21 protein-coding genes are annotated in these 23,677 nt (G+C 62.3%); 10 read left to right on the plus strand and 11 right to left on the minus strand.

Going from position 1 to position 23,677, the window contains the following annotated elements; all coding sequences use genetic code 11:
- Positions 1-43: 43 nt before the first annotated feature.
- Positions 44-1,030 (minus strand): UDP-glucose 4-epimerase GalE, encoded by a 987-nt coding sequence (gene galE, locus BHD07_RS14170; RefSeq protein ID WP_324763755.1) that lies wholly within the window; start codon positions 1,028-1,030, stop codon positions 44-46.
- A 531-nt stretch (positions 1,031-1,561) separates the two neighbouring features.
- On the opposite strand from galE, the gene BHD07_RS14175 reads away from it, so the two are divergent.
- Positions 1,562-3,376: an ABC transporter ATP-binding protein gene (locus BHD07_RS14175; protein WP_338281001.1), complete on the plus strand. Its 1,815-nt coding sequence runs from the start codon at positions 1,562-1,564 to the stop codon at positions 3,374-3,376.
- A 154-nt stretch (positions 3,377-3,530) separates the two neighbouring features.
- Here BHD07_RS14175 and BHD07_RS14180 read toward each other — a convergent pair whose 3' ends face one another.
- The 3 genes from BHD07_RS14180 to BHD07_RS14190 all read right to left on the minus strand — a co-directional run bounded on the left by BHD07_RS14180 (position 3,531) and on the right by BHD07_RS14190 (position 4,970).
- Complete coding sequence (locus BHD07_RS14180; RefSeq protein WP_338281003.1) at positions 3,531-3,977, minus strand: hypothetical protein; 447 nt, start codon at positions 3,975-3,977, stop codon at positions 3,531-3,533.
- An 11-nt stretch (positions 3,978-3,988) separates the two neighbouring features.
- Positions 3,989-4,366 carry a hypothetical protein gene (locus tag BHD07_RS14185; protein ID WP_338281005.1) on the minus strand — a complete coding sequence of 126 codons (378 nt, stop codon included), beginning with the start codon at positions 4,364-4,366 and terminating at the stop codon, positions 3,989-3,991.
- Positions 4,367-4,430: 64 nt separating this feature from the next.
- Positions 4,431-4,970, minus strand: coding sequence for a hypothetical protein (locus tag BHD07_RS14190; RefSeq protein WP_018097010.1), 540 nt, complete (start codon positions 4,968-4,970; stop codon positions 4,431-4,433).
- A gap of 413 nt (positions 4,971-5,383) precedes the next feature.
- Here BHD07_RS14190 and queC point away from each other — a divergent pair, with 413 nt between their 5' ends.
- The 3 genes from queC to queE are packed head-to-tail and all read left to right on the plus strand — an operon-like array spanning position 5,384 to position 7,184.
- Complete coding sequence (queC, locus tag BHD07_RS14195) at positions 5,384-6,094, plus strand: 7-cyano-7-deazaguanine synthase QueC (RefSeq protein WP_338281008.1); 711 nt, start codon at positions 5,384-5,386, stop codon at positions 6,092-6,094.
- Positions 6,094-6,450, plus strand: a complete 357-nt coding sequence (gene queD / locus BHD07_RS14200) for a 6-carboxytetrahydropterin synthase QueD (protein WP_026168810.1) — start codon at positions 6,094-6,096, stop codon at positions 6,448-6,450. Before queC ends, queD begins: the two co-directional genes overlap by 1 nt.
- Positions 6,447-7,184, plus strand: a complete 738-nt coding sequence (gene queE / locus BHD07_RS14205) for a 7-carboxy-7-deazaguanine synthase QueE (RefSeq protein ID WP_127712266.1) — start codon at positions 6,447-6,449, stop codon at positions 7,182-7,184. The genes queD and queE overlap by 4 nt, the downstream gene beginning before the upstream one ends.
- Before the next feature lie 46 nt (positions 7,185-7,230).
- Here the strand turns inward: queE and BHD07_RS14210 are convergent, their stop codons facing one another.
- Positions 7,231-9,051 (minus strand): ABC transporter ATP-binding protein/permease, encoded by a 1,821-nt coding sequence (locus tag BHD07_RS14210; protein WP_338281011.1) that lies wholly within the window; start codon positions 9,049-9,051, stop codon positions 7,231-7,233.
- A gap of 837 nt (positions 9,052-9,888) precedes the next feature.
- On the opposite strand from BHD07_RS14210, the gene BHD07_RS14215 reads away from it, so the two are divergent.
- The gene (locus tag BHD07_RS14215; RefSeq protein WP_018097005.1) at positions 9,889-10,140 is read left to right on the plus strand and encodes a helix-turn-helix domain-containing protein; all 252 of its coding nucleotides are present in this window, start codon (positions 9,889-9,891) and stop codon (positions 10,138-10,140) included.
- An 85-nt stretch (positions 10,141-10,225) separates the two neighbouring features.
- Here the strand turns inward: BHD07_RS14215 and BHD07_RS14220 are convergent, their stop codons facing one another.
- Both BHD07_RS14220 and BHD07_RS14225 read right to left on the minus strand, forming a co-directional pair.
- Complete coding sequence (locus BHD07_RS14220; RefSeq protein ID WP_338281014.1) at positions 10,226-10,609, minus strand: response regulator; 384 nt, start codon at positions 10,607-10,609, stop codon at positions 10,226-10,228.
- On the minus strand, positions 10,606-13,329 hold the full coding sequence (locus BHD07_RS14225) for a PAS domain S-box protein (RefSeq protein ID WP_338281016.1): 2,724 nt from the start codon (positions 13,327-13,329) through the stop codon (positions 10,606-10,608). Before BHD07_RS14225 ends, BHD07_RS14220 begins: the two co-directional genes overlap by 4 nt.
- A gap of 177 nt (positions 13,330-13,506) precedes the next feature.
- Here BHD07_RS14225 and exsH point away from each other — a divergent pair, with 177 nt between their 5' ends.
- On the plus strand, positions 13,507-14,904 hold the full coding sequence (exsH, locus tag BHD07_RS14230) for an endo-1,3-1,4-beta-glycanase ExsH (protein ID WP_100670347.1): 1,398 nt from the start codon (positions 13,507-13,509) through the stop codon (positions 14,902-14,904).
- A gap of 59 nt (positions 14,905-14,963) precedes the next feature.
- Here exsH and BHD07_RS14235 read toward each other — a convergent pair whose 3' ends face one another.
- The gene (locus tag BHD07_RS14235) at positions 14,964-15,953 is read right to left on the minus strand and encodes a sugar-binding protein (protein WP_004434499.1); all 990 of its coding nucleotides are present in this window, start codon (positions 15,951-15,953) and stop codon (positions 14,964-14,966) included.
- A 414-nt stretch (positions 15,954-16,367) separates the two neighbouring features.
- Here BHD07_RS14235 and BHD07_RS14240 point away from each other — a divergent pair, with 414 nt between their 5' ends.
- Together BHD07_RS14240 and BHD07_RS14245 are read left to right on the plus strand one after the other, a co-directional pair.
- Positions 16,368-17,108, plus strand: a complete 741-nt coding sequence (locus BHD07_RS14240; RefSeq protein ID WP_018097000.1) for an ATP-binding cassette domain-containing protein — start codon at positions 16,368-16,370, stop codon at positions 17,106-17,108.
- A gap of 29 nt (positions 17,109-17,137) precedes the next feature.
- On the plus strand, positions 17,138-18,136 hold the full coding sequence (locus tag BHD07_RS14245) for an ABC transporter permease (RefSeq protein ID WP_004434515.1): 999 nt from the start codon (positions 17,138-17,140) through the stop codon (positions 18,134-18,136).
- A gap of 52 nt (positions 18,137-18,188) precedes the next feature.
- Here the strand turns inward: BHD07_RS14245 and BHD07_RS14250 are convergent, their stop codons facing one another.
- Entirely contained in the window at positions 18,189-19,439 is a 1,251-nt protein-coding gene (locus BHD07_RS14250; protein WP_338281036.1) for a S41 family peptidase, read from the minus strand.
- 176 nt (positions 19,440-19,615) lie between these two features.
- Here BHD07_RS14250 and BHD07_RS14255 point away from each other — a divergent pair, with 176 nt between their 5' ends.
- Positions 19,616-20,098, plus strand: coding sequence for a DUF1772 domain-containing protein (locus BHD07_RS14255; RefSeq protein WP_338281037.1), 483 nt, complete (start codon positions 19,616-19,618; stop codon positions 20,096-20,098).
- 8 nt (positions 20,099-20,106) lie between these two features.
- Here BHD07_RS14255 and BHD07_RS14260 read toward each other — a convergent pair whose 3' ends face one another.
- Both BHD07_RS14260 and BHD07_RS14265 read right to left on the minus strand, forming a co-directional pair.
- A complete protein-coding gene (locus BHD07_RS14260; protein ID WP_338281039.1) occupies positions 20,107-20,607 on the minus strand; it encodes an anthrone oxygenase family protein in 501 nt (166 codons plus the stop codon).
- Between the two features lie 119 nt (positions 20,608-20,726).
- Complete coding sequence (locus BHD07_RS14265) at positions 20,727-21,848, minus strand: site-2 protease family protein (RefSeq protein ID WP_275599074.1); 1,122 nt, start codon at positions 21,846-21,848, stop codon at positions 20,727-20,729.
- 277 nt (positions 21,849-22,125) lie between these two features.
- Between BHD07_RS14265 and arfA the strand changes: the two genes are divergently transcribed.
- Entirely contained in the window at positions 22,126-23,646 is a 1,521-nt protein-coding gene (gene arfA, locus BHD07_RS14270; RefSeq protein ID WP_338281042.1) for an arabinosylfuranosidase ArfA, read from the plus strand.
- Positions 23,647-23,677: the final 31 nt, after the last annotated feature.

The following is a 23,677-nucleotide window of genomic DNA, read 5'->3' on the forward strand; positions in this document are numbered from 1 at the left end:
CTGCCCCGTCATTTCCGGCAGCCACGGTCGCTGGTCGGGAAGATCAGCCGCCCTGATTTCTGCGCGAGTGCCAGTTCCACGCCGATTCGGTGATCGCCGCGAGATCGTATTGCGGCTCCCAGCCGAGAACCTGACGCGCCTTGTCATTGTTGGCGACAAGCGTGGTCGAGTCGCCTTCCCGGCGTTCGGCGTAGCCGATGTTGAACGGTCGCTTGGCCACTTTTTCGATGGCGTCCAGCAGCTCCTTCACCGTGGTACCGGTGCCGGTCCCGAGATTGAGTGCGACGCTCTCGCCACCCTCCAGGAGATAGTCGACCGCCCGCACATGGGCATCCGCCAGATCGAGGACGTGGATATAATCGCGGACGCACGTTCCGTCGCGCGTCTCGTAGTCGGTGCCGAAGACCTTGAAGCCTTCGCGCCGCCCAAGTGCCGCATCGATGGCGAGCGGGATCGCATGGGTCTCAGGCTCGTGCCATTCGCCGATGCGGCCCTCGAAGTCTGCGCCCGCGGCATTGAAATAGCGCAGGATGACCGAGCGAAGGCCCTTGTAGAGACCGTAGTCCTTCAGCGCCTGCTCGCAGATCCACTTGGTGCGGCCATAGGGATTGATCGGCGCCTGCTTATGGCTCTCGTCCATCGGTACGCTGTCGGGCAGTCCGTAGGTCGCGCACGTCGATGAGAAGACGAAGGCATCGATGCCCGCGGCAAGCGCCGCAGACAAAAGGGTCAGCGTGCCGATGACATTGTTGTCATAGAAGGCGGCCGGGTCCTTGACCGACTCGCCTACCTCGATCATCGCCGCGAAATGCAGGATCGCCCGCGGCTTGTGCCGGGCAAGAACCTCTTCAAGACGCTGCCGGTCACGGATGTCGCCCTTTTCGAGGACGCCCCATTTGACGAATTCCTCGTGGCCGTTGGAGAGGTTGTCGTAAACGACGGGTTGGTAACCCTTTGCCGCAAGCTGAAGGCAGGTATGCGAGCCGATATAGCCGGCGCCGCCGACCACGAGAATGTTGTTGTTCTGCACGGGCAACCTCTGAGGATGATTCTGAAATTCGACAGGGCAGGCTTTGCAATGAATAGCGGCGAAATTTCCAACACATTATGAAAGTTCTGCAAAATCGCGGCATTTTCAACAGCTTCGCGGCGGGGACCCCAGACTGAACCGACGTTCGATCCCGCATGCCGCAGGCTATGGCCGCATGTCGCGGCGTGATCCGGCAAACTGTTGCAAACTTGCAGCACGCCGGCTCTGCTTGCAGGAAAATACAATATTGGCGCTTGGCGCGCGCCGCGTCCTCAACTATAAGCGGTCCTCCGGCAATCAGATTAGGGAGGTTACGATGCAGGCATTTTCTTCTCCCTACGGGGCGGATCCACGATCCTGACCTTCTGACGCAAGCGTTCGCGCTTCTTCGCAGCAGGCAGGAATTGTCATCGCCCCACCGCTTCTTCTTAGAAGCCGGCGATCCGCTGATGCCGTTCTGACCCTTTCCCCAACGGCATTTTCACGCTTTCGAAATATTGAGGCCGGTGCGCTCGTCACCGGGCAACACCTATGGCATTTACTCGTTTCACGGCGCGCAACCGCGCCTTCCGTAGCGTTTTTCGATTCTCCTGGGCCCATTGGAAGAAGCAGCCGGTGCGGCTCGCGGCTCTACTGTCAACCGTGCTGCTTTCGACGCTCGCCGATGTGCTTACGCCGCTCTACTCCGGCCGGCTGGTCGACGCGGTGATTTCAGGTGCGGCGAGCGACGAGGTTGCCTGGAACGCGGCGATGGCGGCCTTCATGATGTTGATGGCCCTGTCGTTCGGAGCCATCATCCTCAGGCATGTGACCTTCATGGGTATCGTCAGCCTCACGCTGAAGATGATGTCGGATATCGCCGCTGCCGCCTTTCATCACATCCAGCGGTTCTCCAGTGACTGGCATGCCAACAGCTTCGCCGGTTCCACGGTCCGCAAGGTGACGCGCGGCATGTGGGCGCTCGATCTCTTGAACGATACGCTTCTCGTCGCGCTTTTCCCTTCTATCGTCATGCTGGTCGGGTCCACGGCGCTGATGGCCTGGTACTGGCCGATGATGGGGGTGATCATCGGTCTCGGCTCGATCGCCTTCATCGCCGTTACCGTTTCCCTGTCACTCGGCTATGTGGCGCCGATGGCGAGCCTTGCCAACAGCTGGGACACACGGCTTGGCGGGGCGCTCGCCGATGCGGTCAGCTGCAATACCGTCGTAAAGGCCTTCGGTGCGGAAGGGCGCGAGGACGCGCGTCTCGCCAAGGTTCTCCGCAAATGGGAGAACCGGACGCGCCGTACCTGGTCGCGCGGCACGCTCAACGGTACGGCGCAGGGCGCAATGCTGCTCGTCCTGCGCGCGGCGGTGATCGGCTTTGCCCTCCTGCTGTGGGCGAGAGGGCAGGCGACCGCAGGCGACATAACGTTCGTGCTCACCTCGTTCTTCATCCTGCAGGGTTATCTGCGGGAGGTGGGGATGCACATCCGCAACCTGCAGCGGTCGATCAACGACATGGAGGAGCTCGTCGCCATCCACGGTCAGACGCTCGGCGTCGAGGACCGGCCGGGCGCAAAGCCCATCCGCATCACCGAGGGCGAGATCGAGTTCCGCGATGTGACGTTTCACTACGGGGCCCATCGCGCACCCCTTTACGAGGGATTCTCGGTCAATATCGCGGCCGGCGAGCGTGTCGGTCTCGTCGGGCATTCCGGTTCCGGCAAGACGACGTTCATCAAGCTGATCCAGCGGCTCCATGATCTGAATGCCGGCGAGATCCGCATCGACGGACAGAATATCGCCGACTTCACCCAGGCGTCGCTGCGCCAGCAGATCGCCATCGTGCAGCAGGAGCCGATCCTGTTTCACCGCTCGCTTGCCGAGAATATCGCCTATGCACGGCCGGGAGCGACGCAACGCGACATCGAGGAGGCGGCAAGGCTTGCCAGCGCGCATGACTTCATCGCCGCCTTGCCCAAGGGCTATGGGACGCTGGTCGGCGAACGTGGCGTGAAGCTCTCCGGCGGCGAGCGCCAGCGGGTGGCGATTGCCCGCGCCTTCCTGGCGGATGCACCCATCCTCATTCTGGACGAGGCGACGTCGAGCCTCGATTCGGAGTCCGAGGTGCTGATCCAGCAGGCGATGGAGCGACTGATGACGGGGCGCACCACGCTCGTGGTCGCACATCGGCTTTCCACGGTGCGTGCGCTGGACCGGCTGCTGGTCTTCGATCGGGGCCGCATTGCGGAAGAAGGCGATCACGGGGCGCTCATCCGCGTCAAGGGTGGCATCTATCGCAGTCTCTTCGAAAGACAGGCGCTGGAGCTGACGAAGGGGCTCATTCTCAGCGAGGGATGAGGCCACAAGCCCGGGCAAACGGCCGGTCGACCGCTGCGAGCAAAGATGCGGCGATCGACCGGTCGTGTAGACAGGCGCACGGATCGGCGGGCAGGGCCGCCAATTTTCAACGAGTTACAAGGACTTGGGCCAGCCTGAGGTCCGAATGCCGCAGTCACTCTTGCGGCAAGGGAATCAACGTATTCGTCGTGCTTTTGGTCGGCTTCTCGCCCGGAACGTGGGACATGGTCTTCGTCCGGCTCTGCAGTCCGTCGTCCGTAACCTTGGTCTTGGTCTGTGACTTGCTGAACGTTCCTTTGTCCATGGCCTGAGCCTTGGACTGTCCCTGCAGCTGGGAGGGATTCTCGTTTACCTTCGTCTGGCTCTTTGCCTTTCCTTGCGAGGTTGCTGCGCTTCCGCCGACGCCGATCGACGATGTCGTTCCGTCATCGGTTCTGCATGTGCCGGCCGTTCCCAACGTGCTGGCTGAGGTGCCGCCGGCCGCGGCACTTCCGCCAGATCCGACAGTTCCGGCGACATCGCAGTCCTGAGCGTACGCTGGTACGAAGGCAGCCGATGCCGACATCACGACGGAAATTGCAAGTATCGTTCTTCGAAGCATCACAGCTCCTTTCACTTCTTCGGCTGGATGATTGCGCAGGTTCCATTCGACCGGCGCGTAATGGTGGTGCCGTCGGGGCGGGTCACGCTCGCGGTCGCAAAGCTCTCTCCGCCGGAGGATCCGCTCGTCGCCGACGATGCGGAACTGCTGCTGGCAGACCCACCGCTCGCTGCCGTGCCGCCGCCAACCGTCGTGGACGAGGATACGCTGCCAGACCCCGCTGTGACCGACGACGAAACGCCGCCCCCTTCCGACTGTTCTTGTTCGATGACCATGCATGTCGAACCGTCGTCGAGTTTGATCTCTTTCGCCACGGCATGGTCCGGGGCGACCATAGCAGCCGCGAACAGTGCCGTGACAGCCGGGATTAAAAATGAACTGGAGGTCATCGGAGCTCCTCCTTTTTGAAGAACGCTGGCTTCGGAGGGCGCTCCGAAGCCAGCCGAGTTGACGTCAGCAGGACGGTTTGTTGCCCTTGGAGGCGTCCTGCTTGGCGAGGCCAGGAGGACAATTCTTGTTGCTCTCATCATCCTGGGCGGCGTCGCGGGCGCTGTTTTCATCGCCCTGGACACTGCCGGTGGTCTCATCCGATGTTCCGCCACCCGATCCAGCGGCTGAACCACCGGTTCCAACGGAGCTGCTGGAGCTTCCGCCGCCCGCGGACGAGCCGCCGGTGCCAAGGGTCGAAGCGGAGCCGGCGCTACCCGAGCCGGCGGCCGATCCGCCCGTCCCGACCGAGCTGCTTGACGTACCGCCGCCGGCCGAAGATCCGCCCGTTCCGAGCGTCGATGCAGAGCCGGACTGGCAATCGCTGGTGTTCGGATCGCAACCGCCACCAGCCGAACTTCCGCCCGTTCCGACGGTGCTGCTTGAGGTCCCGCCGCCGGCGCTGGTGCCGCCGGTGCCGATCGTTGTACTCGATTGCGCGAACGCGCCGAGGGTGGTGCCCGCGAGAAGGCCCGCCGCGAGGGCCGTCCTGATGAAATACCGCATTGGAGTTCCTTTCCTGACGTTGATGTCCTTGAGGCTGCAACCTGCCTACCAACCCAAACCCGCGTAACGTGTTCCGGGCCGGGACTTCGGACCGAAGGGATGCCGGCACATAGTCTGGAAGACGATCGGACCTTTGTCGGTTCGGCGCGTGCATAGGTCCGAGCGGCGCTTGCGAATGGAACCGGGCTGGCATGCGGTTCGTTTTGTGCCCTTGGTTTTCGGGCAACCCTTTTCAACAAACTGACAGTGCTTGCTCCCGGGGGGAGCCCTGTGGCTCAGTTTTTGATTTTTGGCCGTTGGACAATCCGTTCCTTCCATACCGGTCGGCCATTCACAAACAGTCCTCTATGGCCTAGAAGGCGCGCAGTAGAACTCCGGTCGCAGCCTACCCGGTCAAAACAAGGACACCTGTCATGAAGACAATTGTAATCTGCTCCGGCGGATTGGATTCCGTTTCGCTTGCGCACAAGGTCGCGGCTGAACAGTCGCTTTCCGGCCTCCTGTCGTTCGATTACGGCCAACGGCACCGTAAGGAACTGGATTTCGCCGCCGCCTGCGCCATGCGCCTCGGCGTCCCGCACCAGATCATCGACATCCGCGAAATCGGCCGCCACCTCACCGGATCGGCGCTGACCGACGATTTGGACGTGCCGGACGGGCACTATGCCGAAGAGACGATGAAGGCGACGGTGGTGCCGAACCGCAACGCCATCATGCTTGCCATCGCCTTCGGCGTCGCTGCAGCCGGCAAGGCGGATGCAGTCGCGACCGCCGTGCATGGCGGCGACCACTTCATCTATCCCGATTGCCGGCCGGGTTTCATCGACGCTTTCCAGGCGATGCAGAACCGCGCGCTCGACGGATATGCGGATGTTGCGCTCTATGCGCCCTATGTGAACGTCGCCAAGGCCGACATCGTAGCGGACGGAGCCAGGCACGGCACGCCCTTTGCCGAGACATGGTCCTGCTACAAGGGCGGCGCCCACCATTGCGGGCGCTGCGGTACCTGTGTCGAACGGCGCGAAGCCTTTTACCTCGCGGGTGTCCCTGATCCGACGGAGTACGACGATCCGCTTTTCTGGGTCGCGGCGACCGGCTCCTTCGTTGCCGAAGAGGTGAAATGATGTTCCGCATCACCAAGGAATTCCATTTCTCCGCCTCGCACCAGCTGAAGAGCCTTCCGGCCGAGCATCAATGCGCCCGACTGCATGGGCACAACTACATCGTCGAGGTCGAGCTTTCCGGCGAAAGGCTGAACGAGCACGGATTCGTGCGCGACTATCACGAGCTCGCACCGCTGAAGCAATATATCGACGAGTGCTTCGACCACCGCCATCTGAACGACGTGCTCGGGCACGATCGGGTGACGGCGGAATGCCTGGCGCAGCATTTCTACGAATGGTGCAGAGCCCGGCTACCCGAGACGACGGCCGTTCGCGTCAGCGAGACGGCAAAGACCTGGGCGGAGTATCGCCCATGATCCACACCCGATCCGACGAAATCCGCGTTAGCGAGATCTTCGGACCGACGATCCAGGGGGAGGGGGTGCTGATCGGCCTGCCGACGGTATTCGTCAGGAGCGGCGGCTGCGATTTCCGTTGTTCCTGGTGCGACAGCCTCCATGCCGTCGACAGCAGCTACCGGCATGAATGGCAAAAGATGTCGACCGAGGAGGTCTGGCAGGAAATCGTTCGGCTTTCGGGCGGAGAAGCTGTGATGGTGTCGCTATCGGGCGGCAACCCGGCAATACAGCCGTTCGGCGATCTGATCGCCCGCGGGCTCGAAAAGGGCTATCGATTTGCGCTGGAAACGCAAGGTTCGCTTGCCCGCGACTGGTTCGCCGCTCTCGACGTTCTGGTGCTCAGTCCCAAGCCGCCCTCGAGCGGGATGGAGACCGACTGGGAAGCCTTGGACGACTGTCGCCGCAGTGCTGGGAGCAAGCCGCAGACGGTGTTGAAGTTCGTGGTCTTCGACGAGACGGATTATGCCTATGCGCGGGCCGCCGCCGCGCGCCAGCCGGATCTGCCCGTCTATCTGCAGCCCGGCAATCATACGCCGCCGCCCGCGGACCAGGCGGACGCGCCGATCGATATCGACGGCGTGATGGAGCGGATGCGCTGGTTGGTCGACAGGGTCGTTGCAGACCGGTGGTTCGGGGCGCGGGTCCTGCCGCAACTGCATGTCCTCATCTGGGGCAACAGGCGGGGCGTTTGAAGCAGCAGTCACGTGTCTGGTCAGGCCGCAACACGCTGACCCGACTTCAAGGCGCACCGCGTGCGGCCACCTCCAGGCCCGAAACGCCACCGCCGAGGCGAACCGGCTTCAGGGCCGGGCCTTCGGCGTCCTTGACGAGATGGAGCACGCGAGAGAACTGCACTCCGTTCCGCGGCGTTCGGCCGATCTTGATTACCGCGGTCTCCCGCAGGTCGGCCTCGAAGATCGAAAGTGCCCGTTTCAGGGCATCGGCGTCCATGGTCTCCAGCGCTTCGTCGATGACGACCCAGCGGGGTTTCTGCACGAGAAGCCGGGCGAAGGCCAGGAGGCGCTGCTCGTCGTCGCCGAGTTCGCGTTCCCAACGGGCCTCGCGATCGAGCGAAGTCGCAAGGTGGTCGAGCCCGACCTTCGAAAGCGCAGTCACGAGCACTTTGTCGGGAAAACTGTCGGCGTGCGGATAGGCAAGGGCGTCGCGCAGCCGGCCGCGGGGGAAATAAGGCGCGCGAGGAATGAAGGCCACGGTTTCGCCGGCAGGCATTCCCACGCGACCGCTTCCCCAGGGCCAGAGCCCGGCGAGCGCGCGGAAGACCAGCGTCTTCCCGGCACGCGGATCGCCGATGATGTTGACCCGTTGACCGGGGGCGATCTCGATACGAGACTCTGCCAGCCTGGTTCGCCCCGAGCGGGAGACCACCTCGAGGTTCTCGAACGTCATGGTGGCAGTGTCGTTCTCGACGAAGTCGATACGCTTTTCGTCGCCATGCAGCGTGTCTGCGGTGATCAGCGCGCGGCGGAAGGCGGCAACGCGCAGCAGCGTTGCGCGCCAGTCCGTTATCGCGCTCACATTGGCGACGAACCATTTCAGCGACGAATGCACCTGATTGAACGCCCCCACCGCCATCATCAGGCCGCCGAAGCTGATGTTTCCCGCGAAATAGACGGGCGCCGCAACCAGAATGGGCGCGACGACCGTGACCCAGCCATAGCCGTCCTGAACCCAGGCAAGATTGATTTCGGCTCGGAATATGTTGCGCGTGGCGTCGAGCACGGAGGAGAGGTCGAGTTGCAGACGCCGTCGCTCTCCAGCCTCGCCGCCCGCAAGCGAGATACCGTCGATATGCTCGTTGGCGTGCATCATCGAGAAGCGAAGATCGGCCTCGCGGGCGTAGCGCTCGCCGTTCAGAACGATCAGCCGGCGGCCGACGAGCCAGCTCAGCCACGATGCGGAGCCGGCGTAGAGGATTGCAGCCCACACCATGTAGCCCGGAATTTCCAGCGACCGTTCGCCGATCTGGAAGGCAAAGCCCGCTGAAAGGGACCAGAGGACGCCAACGAACGAAATGAGCAAGATCGACGATTGCAAAAGCCCGAATCCGAGGCTGGTCGTGAGATCGGCAAGGTGTCCGGCATCCTCCTGCATGCGCTGATCCGGGTTCACGCCGATCGTGCCGGCATTGGCCAGTCGGAAGGCACGTCGCGGCCGCATCCACTGGCCGATCAAGTCCAATGTCAACCCTTCGCGCAGCTTCAAGCGCACCATCTGATTGAGCCATTGCTGGGCGACGTTGAACACCAGAAGGACGCCGGCGAGCAGGACGAACAGCATGAGCTGATAGAAGAAGCTGTTGAGATCACGCCGCTCGATCGCGTCGAAGAAGGGCCGGTACCAGCGATTGAGAACGATCTGCCCGATGGCCGTGACGATGATTATGGTGAAGCTGCCGGCCGCGAGCCACAGGATAGGCTTCAAAACCGGCGAGTCGACGAAGGCGTGCCGCATCATCTCGAACTGCTGCCAGATACTGCTGCCTTCCGGTGGGGCGGTGGACGTTCGGGCCTGAGCCTCATTGCCGGTTTGGTTCTTCATCTCCAATTTCTCCTCGGCGCACACGGCATCCCAGTCTAATCCGCGAAAAGCGCGAACGGAAAAGATCCGGGACGTTGTGTTTACGGTCGCCTCTGTGGCTTGAACAATCTGCCGGCCGGGGCAAGTGCCGTATGGCAGCGCCCGGTTTCATGCTCGGCGGCGGCGGTCCGCCAAGTGGAGATTCAGTGCCGAGCAACAGTCGGTACGAAGCAAATAGGCCGTTAAAAATCTGTAATAGAGCTAAATTAGAAATCCCCATACTGCTCAATGTATGGACAACGGCGCCGCCTGAAAACCGGATTTTGATCCGTTCCTAGACAGTCGGACCCCACCCGTTTCCCGAACGGCATCGCTGAGCATGCAGCCGCGACGTGCGACCCTTTGAATGTATTCGAGATTTTCTTCTGCAACTGTCGCATGGGAAGTACCTGAAAGGTCCCACCGGCTATACAGTAAACTTTTGTGATCTACGAGGCCTGACCGTTATCGCCGCCGGACATTTGCCCGTCGTCAGCAATATTGAGCACGGTTCTCGGCCCGGTCGCCGAATCGGGACATCGCAACCCCACGATGCCGAAAGCGACATTCCGGTGCTGGACTGGCGCTTCCGGTGCACAAGAGCGATTTCGGCTTGTCCATGTTACAGCGATGACATAAAACGTTACCGCCGTCCTGCAGCGCCGCGCGTCTCACGCGCACAAAGGTTGCTGCAGCACTTTTATCTGTTGCATGTCTTTTCCCTTGAATTGCGGTTCAGGGGGCATGCAGTGACGCGTGTCGACCCGTACTCAACAGCAAAATTCGTAAGAATTTTCATGCCAAGAGAAGGAGACATTTATGTCTATTTCACCCTCCAACATTGGCGACAAGGAAGCCGCTCCGATGCCCAACGGCGACATCGCCGCTCGCGTCAAGGCCGCGCGTGAAGCGGTCGGCTACAGCATCGAGGATCTCGCGGTCACCTGCGGCCTCGCCGTCGTCGAAATCAACGATATCGAGAACGGCACGGAGTTCAGCCCGGCGAAGCTCAAGCGCGTCGCCGGCGCACTGCAGGTGCCGCTTTCCCATTTCCTGCCCACGGAAATGTGAGATCGGCAGAACGAGGTGCGCGGTTCCGCCACCCTCTGCCGGAAGCGCTCAGCACCGTGACCCGTTGAAATCTGGCCCGGCCGGCTCATACGCCGGCCGGGCTGCCATGAAATGGGTGAAGGCCTCTTATCTTCTGGATGAGCTGCGTGCCGTTGAAGGGTTTTGCCAGGCGAGGCAGGGCACGAAATCGTTCAGGCAAGTCAAACACGGTGTAACCGGTCAACAGAAGCACCGGCACCTCGCGCTCCATGAGTTCATCGACAAGTGGATAGGCGAACTCGCCTCGTAGGTTCAGATCAAGGGTCGCGATATCGAACGGGTGTGCGCGGACTGCGGAAATCGACTGTGCGAGGCTCGTGAATGGGCCGATCACCGAATAGCCCGCCGCGACGAGATCGTCTTCAATCTGAAGCGCGACAAGAAACTCGTCCTCGACGACGAGCACACGGCATCGGTCGCCGGGGTTCATCCCGGAGCTCCGCGCGGATAAGGAACGTCGATCGTACAAACCAGCCCTTGCGGCGCAAACTCGAGATGCACTTCACCGCCAAGATCAGAGGCGAGGACCCGCTCGAGCAACAGACGCCCGAAACCGTTGTGCTTGGGCGCAACAACCGCCGGTCCGCCCGTCTCGCTCCAGCATATCCGCAGCCGCTCACTTGCCACGTCGATCATCCATTCGATATCGACTTTTCCGCTCTTGACGGAGAGTGCCCCGTGTTTCGCGGCATTGGTTGCAAGCTCGTGCGCCGCCATGCCGAGGGTGAGCGCATGCTTGGGCGGCAACATCGCCGGCGGCCCCGCAAGGGTCACGTTGGTCCTGCCGTCGTCCTGATAGGGTGCCAGTTCGTCGAACAGCACGGTCTTCAGGGAAACTCCAGACCAGCTCGCCTCCGCCAGGCGCGTATGCGTCTGCGCGAGCGCCCTTATGCGCGCATCGAAGGAACGGTGCGCCGCGGTGGCGTCCGGATTGGTCGAGAAGGTCTGTCGTGCGATCGAGCCGACGATCGCCAGCGTGTTCTTCACGCGGTGGCTGAGCTCGGCGACGAGGAGATTGCGCTGCGCTTCGGCCTCCCTGCGCTCCGTGATGTCCATGCAGACGCCGATCAAACGCCTTTTGGGGCCGTTGCGCGGCGAAAGCTGTCCGAAAGCCTCGATCCACCGGGTAGTCCCGTCGGGGAGCTGAGCACGGTACACGACGTGGTAGTCTCCCTCTTCCTCGATCGCCCTGGCCATCTCGCGCTCGATCAAGGGAAGATCGTCCGGGTGTATGTCGCGCTTGAAGTCGGCCAGCGTTCCACCGAACGATCCGGGCTCGATACGGTGAAGCGCCTCCAGCCCCGGCGACCAGATCACCTCACCCGTTTCGAGGTTCCACTCCCAGGCGCCCATATGTCCGGCATCCAGTGCGAGCTGCAGGCGCCGTTCGCTTTCCTGGAGCGCCTCCTCGGCCTGCTTGCGTCCGGTGATGTCGACAGCGGCAGCGACGGCTCCGACCACTTCGCCTGTGACGTCGCGCAGCGGAGTCGCGTTGCCGAAGATATGACGGGAGCTTCCGTCGTCGAAGCGTATTTCTTCCTCGAAGTTCTGCACCTCTTCGCCGCGCGCCGCCCTTTGTACGGGCATCTCCTCCGGCGACAATGCCCGCCCTTCCGAGAAAACGCGGAAGTTGGTGGGGTGCTCGCCGGGAGGCGCCGACATCGAAAGGTTGCTGTCGTGCGGTAGCCGCAAAATCTCGTAGGAGCTGTTATTGCCGCTGATGACGCGGCAATCCGGCGTGCGCGCCATCCAGATTAAAGCCGGGACGGCCTCCATGATCGCCGCCAACTCGGCCGCGCGCGCCCTTTCGTTCGCCTCGTTGCGGCGCAACTGCTCTTCCGCCTGGCGCCGCGCATATTCGGCTCTCATGCGCTGAATGCTGAATCCGAGTTGCCGCGCGATGGTAAGCGCCATGCCGATCTCGGTTTCCGCAAACTGATGTGGCCGGTCGTAATAGGTCATGAATTTGCCTATCAGCCTGCCTTCCGTGACGAGCGGGAAGAAGCCGAGCGCGCCAATACCTTCGCCGACTATGCTCTCCTTCAGCTCCCGCGAGATTTCCGTCTCGTCGATATTCTCGACGAAGATCGGCTCGGGTTCGTTCGCTCCCGTATGCCAAGGGGAGTGTCCGTCGACAGCGCGCTGGTAATGCTCTGAAAGGCCGCGGGCGGCGACGAACCGCATGGTCCCGGAATCGTCGAAAAGCAGAATCGACGCACGGTCGCAATTCAACGCGCCCTGGATGGCGTCCAGTGTCGCCTCGTAGACTTCTTCTATCCGTTTGGTACGCTGAACCCTTTCGGTCAGACGATACAGTGCGGCCTGCTCACGAAAGCGCGCAGCCAATGCCTCTGCCGCGCTTTTCGTCTCGGTGATGTCGCGGGCGATCTTGGAGGCGCCGATGATGCGGCCGGTTGCATCCCTGACGGGCGAAACGGTGAGCGAAATATCGACGAGAGTCCCGTCCTTGCGCCGGCGCTTGGTCTCGAAATGGTCGACCAGTTCGCCTCTACGAATGCGTTCGAGAATGCCGGGCTCCTCGCTCAGACGTTCCGGTGGTATGAGGAGGGTGATCGACTTGCCGATAACTTCTTCCGCCGTATAGCCAAAAAGCCGCTGCGCGCCGCGGTTCCAGCTGGTGATGATCCCGTCCAGGTTCTTCGCGACGATCGCATCGTCGGAAGATTCGACGATCGCGGCGAGATAGCGGGAACTGCGCTCCATATCCTTCGCGCCGCTGAGGTCCACGAGAAGATTGACGGCTCCTGTCAATGCGCCCGTGTCGTCGAAGATCGGCGTCGGATGCGGGAGAAGCGGGACCGAGGTGCCGTCCGGACGGACCGCGATCAGTTCTTCGCCCCTTATCGGCCGCCCTTCTTTCAATGCGCGCGCCATCGGGCACTGGTCGTGCGCAAGAGGCGAGCCGTCCGGCCGCCTCAGTTGCCAACTGACGCACCAGCGATCCTTGCCGAGCTCCGGCTCGCGCCCCGCAACGGCCACGGCCGCGGCGTTGCAGTAAGTGACGATACCTTCAGCGTCGGTCGCGTATACCGGCACCGCGAGTGCGTCGAGCACGGCCCGATAATCGGTCGCCTCTGAAGTCGTGACATCGTCGATCGTCGTTTTGGGTAGAATTTCTGCGCCGTGCATGTTCCCTCCGCAGCCGCCGCCAACTTCAAAGAACGCAGCCATCGCTGCTTTGTTCCGCGCCCGTCCCCCAAACTCTTGGGGGTTATTAAAACGGCAGCCCCGTCTAGATTAGGCCTGAGGACGCGATCAGCGCCGGGGTGAGCGGAGGAAACCGAACATCAAACCGGAGACATTTCGATGAGCAAAACCGTATTGAACGCCGTGGGAACGCCGCTTTACTACAGCGGCAGTTCGACTGCTTGGTTCTCCGCCACCGGCTCTGGCCCCACGCTCCATGGCACTGCCGGCAACGATTCCATGTGGGGCGACAGCTCCGTGAACGTCACCATGATCGGCGGCAGGGGCGACGACATCTACTACCTGTATTCGTCGATCAACCGGGCATCGGAAGCGGCCGGCGAGGGCGTCGACACGATAAGCACGTGGATGAGCTACACCCTGCCGGCGAACTTCGAGAACCTCACGGTTACCGGAAGCGGTCGTTTCGCATTCGGCAACGATACGGACAACATCATAAAGGGCGCGTCGGGAACGCAGACGATCGACGGGCGCGGCGGCAACGACGTCCTGATCGGCGCGGGCGGTGCCGACACCTTCGTGTTTGCGCGAGGCAACGGAAGCGACCTGATTACCGATTTCAACTATGACGACATCGTACGCCTCGACGGCTACGGCTTCACGTCGTTCGAGCAGATTCTGTCCAATGTGGCTCAGGAGGGCGCCGATCTCCGGCTCCATCTCGCCGATGGCGAGAGCCTGGTATTCGCGAACACCACCGCCGACGAATTGCAGGCGCACCAGTTCAGGCTGAGCCTCGACCGCTCCGTCCTGTCTCAGACTTTCTCGGACGAGTTCAATACGCTTCAGCTCAGAAACGGGACAAGCGGGGTCTGGGACGCCAAATTCTGGTGGGCGCCGGAAAAAGGAGCGACGCTTTCCAGTAACGGCGAGCAGCAATGGTACATCAATCCGAGCTATGAGCCGACCGCTTCCGTCAACCCCTTCTCCGTCCATAACGGCGTGCTGACGATCACGGCCGCGCCGGCGTCGGAGGCGATCCAGGCCGAGATCAACGGCTATGATTACACGTCCGGAATGCTGACGACCTACTCGTCCTTTGCCCAAACCTACGGCTATTTCGAAATGCGCGCGGACATGCCGGACGACCAGGGCGTCTGGCCGGCCTTCTGGCTGCTGCCCGCCGACGGTTCCTGGCCGCCGGAACTCGATGTCGTCGAAATGCGCGGACAGGACCCGAATACTGTCATCGCCACGGTGCATTCCAACGAAACGGGCTCGAGAACGAGCATCGAAAATGCGGTGAAGGTCGCAGATGCGAGCGGGTTTCACACATACGGGGTGCTTTGGACGGAAGAAGAGATCGTCTGGTATTTCGACGATGCGGCGATCGCGCGCGCCGATACGCCTTCCGACATGCACGACCCGATGTACATGCTCGTCAACCTGGCGGTCGGCGGCATCGCCGGCACGCCCAGCGACGGTCTCGCAGACGGGTCCGAAATGAAGATCGACTACATCAAAGCCTATTCGCTCGACGCGGACTGGCAGATCTGAACCAGGGAGTGCGAAGGCCGGCAATCCTGCGGCGCTGCAGGCTGCCGGCCTTCGACCGGCTATTTCTGGATGCAGGTATCCGCGGTCTCCTTGGTGCACTCGTCGAGGCCGGTGAAGACCGGGTCTTCGACCGGTTTGCCGGCGATCAGGTCCAGCATGACCTGCGGGGCCTTGTAGCCCATTTCGAATGGCCGTTGCCCGACGAGAGCGGTGACCAATCCTTCCCTGGCGATGGCGACCTCCTCGCCGATCGTGTCGGCAGCGCCGATGACGAATTCGTTCTTGGCGATCTTGTCGGCCATCGGCTTGAACAGATCGCGATAGGGCTGTGGCGCGCCGAACAGCGGCCACCCGCCCATGATCCCGAAAGCATCGAGGTCGGGATTGGCGGCAAGGATGTCGGTCATCGCCTGCACGCCCTTGGCGCCGTCGTCATTGGTGAAGACCGGGCAGCCCGCCACTTCGGTCCAGTTGCCTTCGCCCTTGAGTTCCGCCAGGCCTTTCTGGCCGGTCAGGGCGTCCCGCATGCCCTGGGCGCGGCGCAGAATGTTGTCGGCGCCGGGATTGCCCTCGATGGTGCAGATCTTGCCGCCATCGGGCTTGGCCTTCTTGATGTACTCGCCGATGCGGTAGCCCATCAGATAGTTGTCGGTCCCGAGATAGGTCTTGCGCAGGGCAGAGTCTTCGGCGGCGAGATCCGCATCCACGGTCATGACCGGAACCGATGGATTGGCGGTCTTCAACGTCTGGGCGATGAGCTTCGCATTGGATGGCGAGATGGCGATTGCGGCGGTTTCAGCCTTGCCCAGCATGTCCTGAACGATCTGCGCCTCGCCGGCCTCATCCGAGGTCGAAGCCGGGCCTGTGTAGAAGCACTCGTATTCCGAGTCCGGATTTTCCTTGTTCCACTTCTGGCAACCCTGGTTGATCGCTTCGAAGAAGGGATTGTCCAGCCCCTTCACCACGATGACGAGCTGTTTCTTCTGGGCCATGGCCGTTCCGGCGCTGAGTGCCAGAGCGGCAACGGCAAGCAATAGTGCCTTCCTCATTCCTTCCTCCCTTGAAACAAGCGGACACGCGCGTGCCCGCGCCTTAAATATCAGAGTTTCGGGTAGGCGGCGGCGTCGCGCAGCCGTCGATCCATCGAGGCATTGAAGAGCGGCCGGTCGCGCGCGGATCGTCAAGCAGCGCCGCGATGAGGTCCGCCTGACCCTGTCCGTGCCCCGGGGACAAGGATCAGCATGCTCTCCTCCCAGCACCAGCTAATATCCGCGCGAACGGCACGTCAACGACTATTTGTATGACAATATGCGTTTCAGCGTGTGCGGAGCGATTTGTAGGACTATTGATTGACGCTTTCCCGCGCATTTGCGTAAATGGAAGCGGTCGCCTTGCCGGGAGAGCGCGAGAGCGGGGGCAAGCGACCGAGGAGGCGGCCCGCTGCTTCGGGAGGCTAGACGGCTGTGGCAGTTCTCGAACTCGTCAATATTTCCAAGCATTTCGGCGCCATTCAGGCGGTCAGCGACGTGTCGCTCTCGCTCGACCGCGGCGAGGTGGTCGGGCTCATGGGCGACAACGGCGCCGGCAAGTCGACACTGGTCAAGATGATGGCCGGCAACTTCCGGCCGAGTCATGGAACGATCCGGCTCGACGGTGCGGAACTCGTGATGCATCGCCCGGTCGAGGCACGGCAGCACGGCATCGAGATCGTCTATCAGGATCTGGCGCTTTGCGACAACCTCACGGCTGCCGCGAATGTCTTTCTCGGGCGGGAGATCAGGCGCGGCATCGGGCCGCTGCGCATACTCGATTACAGGGCGATGTACCGCCGCGCCGGCGAGATTTTCAAAGAACTGAAGTCGGAGACGCCGCCGCGCAACCTGGTCAGGCAAATGTCGGGCGGTCAGCGGCAGGCGGTTGCAATCGCGCGGACGATGCTTTCAGAGGCCAAAATCGTGCTCATGGACGAACCGACGGCGGCCATTTCGGTGCGGCAGGTGGCCGAGGTGCTGAACCTGATCCGCGAGTTGCGCGACCGGGGCATCGCCGTCGTGCTGATCAGCCACCGTATGCCGGACGTCTTTACCGTCGCCGACCGGGTGATCGTCATGCGGCGGGGCAGGAAGGTTGCCGACAAGCCGATCGCCGCGAGTTCGCCGGAGGAGGTGACGGGCCTGATCACCGGCGCCATCGAACAGGTGTGAACCATTCGGAAAGAAAGCGAAGGTCGACAATGGCAATTACGCTCGATCGAGCAGTCGGACAGAGAGACCGCGGATGGCTCTCGTTCCTGTTGGCCAGCCAGGCATTCTGGGTCCTGGTGGCGGTCATCCTCGCCTGCCTCTTCCTGTCGGTTGCCACCGACTCCTTCGCAACGGCCAAAAACCTCTACAACATCACGCGTAACTTCACCTTCGTCGCGATCATCGCGCTCGGAATGACGCTGGTCATCATTACCGGCGGCATCGATCTGTCGGTGGGGTCGGTCCTCTGCCTGTGCAGCATGGTGCTGGCCGTGGTCATGCATGCCGGCTACGGCATAGAGGTGGGTATTGCCGCCTCGATCGGCACAGCGCTGGTCGCCGGCGCATTCAACGGGGTCATGATAGCCTATCTCGGCTTTCCACCTTTCGTGATCACCCTCGGAATGCTCTCGATCGCGCGAAGCCTGGCGATGGTTGCCTCCAACAATACGGTCGTATTCGAGTTCGGCCCGGACCACGACACGCTCCTGGCTCTTGGCGGCGGCGCCTGGTTCCTCGGTATCGCCAATCCGGTGCTCTACATGATCGTCCTGGCGCTCCTCACCGGCTTCGTTCTGCGCTGGACGAAGTTCGGCCGCTACGTCTTCGCCATCGGCGGCAACGAGCACGCCGCGACGCTCACCGGCGTTCCGGTGAGAAGGATCAAGGTTGCCGTATACATGATCTCCGCGCTCGCGGCGGGGATTGCCGGCATCATCCAGACCGGCTGGCTCGGCGCCGTGACGACCAATATCGGTGCAGGAATGGAGCTTCAGGTCATCGCCGCTGCCGTCATCGGCGGCGCCAATCTTGCCGGCGGTGCCGGCACGGCTTCCGGCGCCCTGATCGGAGCTGCGCTGATAGAGGTGATCCGCAACAGCCTCGGCTTGCTCGGGATTAACGCATTCTGGCAGGGCGCCTTCATCGGCGGCGCCATCGTGCTCGCGGTGCTTTTCGACCGGATCCGAAACTTTCGGCAAAGCGAATAGACGAGGGAAGGGCGGGTCGACGCGGCCCGCATTCAAGAACCGGTTCACCGGCTCAGCCCTTGGCGAGGATGCGCCGCATCTCTTCCATGGCGGCTTCACGCTGGGGGTCGCGTCCGTCGGCATAGGGCAGGGGGAACGGAACGGTTACGTCCGGCTCGACGCCGCGCCCCTCCAGACGCACGCCCTCATCGATCACCGCGTCGGAAACCGCAAGCTCCAGAATGCTGTCGTCCGGCAGGATATAGGCGCGGCCTGCGAGAAGCGCCCCCGCCGTGCGCGCCCCGACGAGCGGGATTCCGTTGGTCTTCAACGCATAGGCGAAGAGTTCGAGGCCGCTTCTCGATCCCTCGTCTATGATGGCGACGATCGGGCGGCGCCAGCGGACATTGGCGAGCATATCCTTGCCGTTGCGGGAGATCAGCCTGAAGTTCGGCGTATCGCCGACGAAGAGCTCCGCCGCGTCGGGCGGACCGCCGCCCCAGCGTCCGCGCAGATCGACGACGACTCCATCGGCGTCCTTGAGACGGCCGGTCGCCAGTTCACGCGCCGCGATGTCGAGACCGTCGGGACTTGAAAGGGTCCAAAGACGCAGATAACCGATGCGTCGCCCATCGCTCTCGTTGACGGACACGCTGTTCTCGATCGCCTTTTCGAATGTGGGCAAGGGCCGCAGCCGTTCGACCGCGACACTGGCCGTGAAGGGCTGTGCGTCGCGATTACGGCGCAGGCGTATCTCCACCTTTTGTCCGATCCTGTCGCGGAAGGATTCGATTTCGCGATACGGCGCGCCATCCACCGACAGAACCTCGTCGCCCACCCGGATACCCGCCTTGTCCGCAGGCGAGCCGTCATAGACGTCGCTGACGAACAGGAGGCCGTTTTCCATCCGGGCGACCATGCCGACCCCGGCATAGCTGGCCCGGCCATCCGGCGGGAACAGCCGCTTCATGTCGTGGCGGATAGCATAGCGGAATATGTCGGCGAGTTCGTAATAGGCAATCGAATCCCGCGTGAAGCGAGCGGTATGCGACGCGTCCAGGCTCGCGAGGACTCTCTCGACCGCAGCGTCGAGCCGGGGCTCCGTGCTCTTCGCGTTCAGCGGGTCGCCGCCGTCGAGTTCCTGCCGCACCGCTGCGCCGAAGCCGTCGAGCGCTGCGGGATCGTGAAAGTTGTCGACGACAAGCGTGACGACACGGTCGAATATCGGATGACCCGAGCGCGGCAGGTCGAGGCCGAAGCCCTGGGCAGGAACGAGGAGAAGCAGGAACCCGGCCAACAGGCCCCCGGGCATCTTCGCGTGCATGGATCGATCTCCGTTCTCCGGGGATCATACCGGCACATCGGCGACTGCAGTGAGGCCGCTCTCAACAACATTCCGTGAGGTCGGCGAGAGCGGCATAGTCTCTCTTTTTCATGGAACACTTGCCCATCGCCAAAGTTGTAGGCCAGGCTGCCGATGACATACGTAAAGGCGGGGAAATGGTCGTTTATCTTACAGGCCTGGTATCGCTGCTGCTCGCGGCTCTCAGCCTCGGCCCCTCCTTTGCCCATGTATTGGAGGCGCCGCCGCGGCTGTTCGTCTGGGCGCCGGAACTGTGGCGCGAGGCGACCGTCTTCAACGGCCAGTTCGCGCTTTTTGCAAAGGTCGGCGGGCCGCTTGACGTCACGACGATACTGGCGGCGTGCTTTCTTTCCTACCTGCTCGCCAATGAGCGGCCGGCGTTCTGGTTCGCCCTCGCCGGCGCGGCTTTTTTCGCTGGAGGGCTGGCGGCGTGGTTCACGCTCGTCGCTCCGGCAAACGCGATCCTGGCCACCTGGAAACCAGGCCCGATCCCGCCGGATTTCGAAGCGATACGCCTCAGATGGGAGACGGGCCACATGGCCGTCGCCGCGTTGAAGGTCCTCGGTTTCGGGTCGATTTCTATCGCCCTGCTGGCACCGCGCCTTGGCAGTGGCACATAGCGCAGTACTCAGAGAGCTATCGCCGTTGCGAGCAAGACGAGGCTGGCGAGGCCAAGGACAGCCCGTACGACATGGGATCGCTCCCAGCGGTCCCGCAGGGCGGTCCAGTCCGCGTTTTCCGCGGCCGTCGAAGCGCGCGGGGCGCCGAAAGCGAAAAAGCGCGCCCCCGTTCCTCCCAACTGCGTATCCTTGAGCCAGAAGTTGTTTACGGGGTGCGTCAACATCCAATAGGCCGCGTGCATCGCCAGCAGCCCGGCGAATGCCCCGGCCGTCAGCCAGAAGGCCGCCGTCCCGCCGGGCAGAAGGAAGAGGAGAGCGGCAGTAAGAAGCAGCGCCGCCGGCTCTGCTGCGCCCCCGATGGTGAAGCCCGGATAGTAGATTGCCTGCATCGCCAGATATTGTTCTCTAGGCAATCGCAATTTGCCGGGCAACTCGAGTGCATGGGCAAGGGCCAGTGCCGTTGCTATCGCGACCAGGACGATCGTGAGAACTTCTACCGTCACGAGCATTAAGTCGATCCGATTTGCCTGCAGGTTCCTCGACCTTGCGTGTTTCGCCAGGACGCGCAGCGCCGTAGGGTTGTGGCCCGAACCCCGGAGCGCCGATTCGGTTCCATCATTCTTCGGGCTCAGCCTCGGCTTCCGGTCTGCCGCAGGTGGCCGAATCGGAAGCGGCCCGGGGCGGCCGCGCGCACCATCATCATCTCGCCGATCGTTTCGTGCGTCATCAGCCCGACGAGGCGGTCGGAGCCGTCCAGGACGGCGAGGGCCGGCGAATGGGATTCCTGCATGAGCCGCAGGCTTTCCTCGAGGCGTTTGCGATGATGGATCGTCGGCAGGTTGCGGCGCATCGCGGCGACCACCGGTGTCGACGGGCCTTTTTCCTTCAGAGCGCGGATCATGTCGTCGCGCGTCAGCAATCCCTCGAAGTGGCCTGCGGCATCGACCACCGGAAATTCGCGCTGCGTGGTGGCAAGCAGCGTGTCGATGGCGTCGTCGATGGTCGCCGACCGGTCAAGGGTCGCGAATTCGGTGATCATCACGTCTGAGATCATCACGCTGCCGGAGATCTCGCGGATCTGGGCGTTCTGGGCTTCCGCCGTTGCGGCCAGATAGACGAAGATGGCGATGAAGATGAGAAGAGGATTGTAGAACAGACCGACGAAGCCGAAGACGAAGGCAAGGCCCTGGCCGATCGTTGCGGCGATCTGGGTCGCACGCGACCAGCTGAGCCGCGAGGCGAGTGCGGCCCGCAATACGCGGCCGCCGTCCATCGGGAAGGCGGGGATCATATTGAAGAGCACGAGGAAAACATTGACGCCGGCAAGCCTTGCCAGAAATCCGCTCTGGGGGTCTTCGACGCCCGCTATCTGCTCCATGCCCGCCGAGCTGCCGAGGATGGCGATGAGTACCGCGGCAATCGCCACATTGACCAGAGGACCGGCGATGGCGATTACGAATTCCTGGCCGGGCTCTTCCGGCATGCGCTCGAGTCTGGCGACGCCGCCGATCGGCAGCAGCGTTATGTCCGGCGTCTTGATCCCGAAACGGCGTGCCGCGGCGATGTGGCCGAACTCGTGGAGCACGACGCAGACGAAGACGGCGACTATGAAAGCAATCCCCTCCATCGCAGCCGGTGTGCCGCCGATCCGGTAGTGCATCAGCCATATCCAGATCAGAAGCAGCGCGAAGGTCACGTGCACGCGAATGACCGTGCCGGCAATCGTTCCGATACTGAAGGACCAAGCCATGAGCGATATGCTCCGTCCAGTTCTCAGGCCCGCTGAGGAAGCGCCGTTCCATCATGACAGTTGCTGCCGCGCCACACAATCGCAGGTGCCCTTAGCCGTCTAATCGGTTGGCCGTGGGATCGTTCCGCAGGCGGCGGCGAGACGAGGCCAAGGGCGAAAAATCGAGCGAGGCGCGCGCGTCTGTATCGGATATTTTGATACAAAACAAAACTCTTGAAATAAAAAATCATACAATTTAGCTTCGTCCAAAATCGACTTCAATAAACGAGGAAACACCATGCGAGCGAAGGCTACCCTTAATCGGGAATATACAATCTCGTCCGTCGACAAGCGGGTCTACGGCTCGTTCCTGGAGCATATGGGCCGTGCCGTTTATACGGGGATCTATGAGCCCGGCCACGAAAATGCGGATAAGGACGGCTTTCGAACCGATGTTTTGGATATGGTGCGCGATCTCGATATGCCGATCGTCCGCTATCCCGGCGGCAACTTCGTTTCCGCCTATCGCTGGGAGGATGGTATCGGGCCGCGCGAGGAGCGTCCGGTGCGCCTCGATCTCGCCTGGCGCACGCGCGAAACCAACCAGGTCGGCGTCAACGAGTTCGCCGATTGGGCGAAGCTTGCGGGTACCGAGATGATGCTGGCGATGAACCTCGGTTCACGCGGTCTCGACGACGCACGCAACTTCCTCGAATACTGCAATCATCCCGGCGGCACCTATTGGAGCGATCTGCGCGCAAGGCATGGCTACAAGGAGCCGCACAATGTACGCATCTGGTGCCTCGGTAACGAGATGGACGGACCTTGGCAGGTCGGTCACAAGAGTGCGGCCGAATACGGCCATCTCGCCAACGAGGTGAGCAAGGCCTTCAAATATTTCGACAAGACGCTGGAAACCGTCGTCTGCGGCTCCTCGAACGACAAGATGAAGTCCTACCCGGAATGGGAGGCGACGGTTCTCGAAGCGAGCTACGACAGCGTCGACTACATCTCGCTGCACAAATATTTCGGCAACGAGGAGCAGGACACCCTCAATTATTATGCCAAGGCGATCGAGCTGGACCGGTACATAGTCACGATCGGCGGCGTGATCGACTACATCAAGGCGAAGAAGCGTTCGAAGCGCGACGTCAAGATCTGCTTCGACGAGTGGAACGTCTGGTATCACGACCGCAAGGAGGACGGCGAGCGGATTGCCAGCTGGGACTGGCCGGAAGCGCCGCCGCTGCTGGAAGAGCTCTACAATCTCGAGGATGCGATCTTCGTCGGCTCTCTGCTGAACGTCTTCATCCGGAGATCGGACCGCGTCAAGATCGCCTGCATGGCACAGCTCGTCAATGTGATAGCGCCGATCCTCACCAAGGCCGGCGGCCCCGCCTGGCGGCAGTCGATCTACTATCCGCTTCAATATGCCTCGAAATACGGCCGCGGCACCGCGCTCACCGTGGCGCAGTCCGGCCCCACCTACGATTGCGAGGTGGCTCAGGACGTGCCCTATCTCGACCTGTCGGCGGTGCTGCACGAGGACGGCAAGTCGATCGCCGTCTTCGCGATCAACCGCAGCCTCGACGAGCCGCTCGGCCTCACCCTCGATCTTCAGGGCTTCAAGGGGGTGAAGATCGTCGAGCACCAGATGCTCGCAGGCGACGACCTGAAGGCGCGTAACTCGGTCGAGGATCAGAACCGCATCGTTCCCAAGGCTGGCAGGGAACTCGCCATCGACGATGCGGGGACGCTGGTCGGTTCGCTGCCGCCGCGCTCCTACCACTTCGTCCTTTTGTCCGTCGCTTCTGCATAAGCCTTTCCGGCCCGGGCGGCCGGGTGACGCC

It is taken from the genome of Sinorhizobium sp. KGO-5, assembly GCF_036245905.1.
Taxonomy (GTDB): domain Bacteria; phylum Pseudomonadota; class Alphaproteobacteria; order Rhizobiales; family Rhizobiaceae; genus Sinorhizobium; species Sinorhizobium meliloti_A.

What these genes read in the sequence shown, in the direction of transcription:
- queC (WP_338281008.1), top strand. Translation starts at nt 5,384, where the DNA reads ATGAAGACAATTGTAATCTGCTCCGGCGGATTGGATTCCGTTTCGCTT.
- BHD07_RS14190 (WP_018097010.1), bottom strand. Translation starts at nt 4,970, where the DNA reads ATGCGGTATTTCATCAGGACGGCCCTCGCGGCGGGCCTTCTCGCGGGC.
- BHD07_RS14215 (WP_018097005.1), top strand. Translation starts at nt 9,889, where the DNA reads ATGTCTATTTCACCCTCCAACATTGGCGACAAGGAAGCCGCTCCGATG.
- BHD07_RS14260 (WP_338281039.1), bottom strand. Translation starts at nt 20,607, where the DNA reads ATGCTCGTGACGGTAGAAGTTCTCACGATCGTCCTGGTCGCGATAGCA.
- BHD07_RS14255 (WP_338281037.1), top strand. Translation starts at nt 19,616, where the DNA reads ATGGTCGTTTATCTTACAGGCCTGGTATCGCTGCTGCTCGCGGCTCTC.
- BHD07_RS14250 (WP_338281036.1), bottom strand. Translation starts at nt 19,439, where the DNA reads ATGCACGCGAAGATGCCCGGGGGCCTGTTGGCCGGGTTCCTGCTTCTC.
- BHD07_RS14180 (WP_338281003.1), bottom strand. Translation starts at nt 3,977, where the DNA reads ATGCTTCGAAGAACGATACTTGCAATTTCCGTCGTGATGTCGGCATCG.
- BHD07_RS14220 (WP_338281014.1), bottom strand. Translation starts at nt 10,609, where the DNA reads ATGAACCCCGGCGACCGATGCCGTGTGCTCGTCGTCGAGGACGAGTTT.
- queE (WP_127712266.1), top strand. Translation starts at nt 6,447, where the DNA reads ATGATCCACACCCGATCCGACGAAATCCGCGTTAGCGAGATCTTCGGA.
- BHD07_RS14175 (WP_338281001.1), top strand. Translation starts at nt 1,562, where the DNA reads ATGGCATTTACTCGTTTCACGGCGCGCAACCGCGCCTTCCGTAGCGTT.
- queD (WP_026168810.1), top strand. Translation starts at nt 6,094, where the DNA reads ATGTTCCGCATCACCAAGGAATTCCATTTCTCCGCCTCGCACCAGCTG.
- BHD07_RS14185 (WP_338281005.1), bottom strand. Translation starts at nt 4,366, where the DNA reads ATGACCTCCAGTTCATTTTTAATCCCGGCTGTCACGGCACTGTTCGCG.
- BHD07_RS14225 (WP_338281016.1), bottom strand. Translation starts at nt 13,329, where the DNA reads ATGCACGGCGCAGAAATTCTACCCAAAACGACGATCGACGATGTCACG.
- BHD07_RS14235 (WP_004434499.1), bottom strand. Translation starts at nt 15,953, where the DNA reads ATGAGGAAGGCACTATTGCTTGCCGTTGCCGCTCTGGCACTCAGCGCC.
- BHD07_RS14265 (WP_275599074.1), bottom strand. Translation starts at nt 21,848, where the DNA reads ATGGCTTGGTCCTTCAGTATCGGAACGATTGCCGGCACGGTCATTCGC.
- BHD07_RS14245 (WP_004434515.1), top strand. Translation starts at nt 17,138, where the DNA reads ATGGCAATTACGCTCGATCGAGCAGTCGGACAGAGAGACCGCGGATGG.
- arfA (WP_338281042.1), top strand. Translation starts at nt 22,126, where the DNA reads ATGCGAGCGAAGGCTACCCTTAATCGGGAATATACAATCTCGTCCGTC.
- BHD07_RS14210 (WP_338281011.1), bottom strand. Translation starts at nt 9,051, where the DNA reads ATGAAGAACCAAACCGGCAATGAGGCTCAGGCCCGAACGTCCACCGCC.
- exsH (WP_100670347.1), top strand. Translation starts at nt 13,507, where the DNA reads ATGAGCAAAACCGTATTGAACGCCGTGGGAACGCCGCTTTACTACAGC.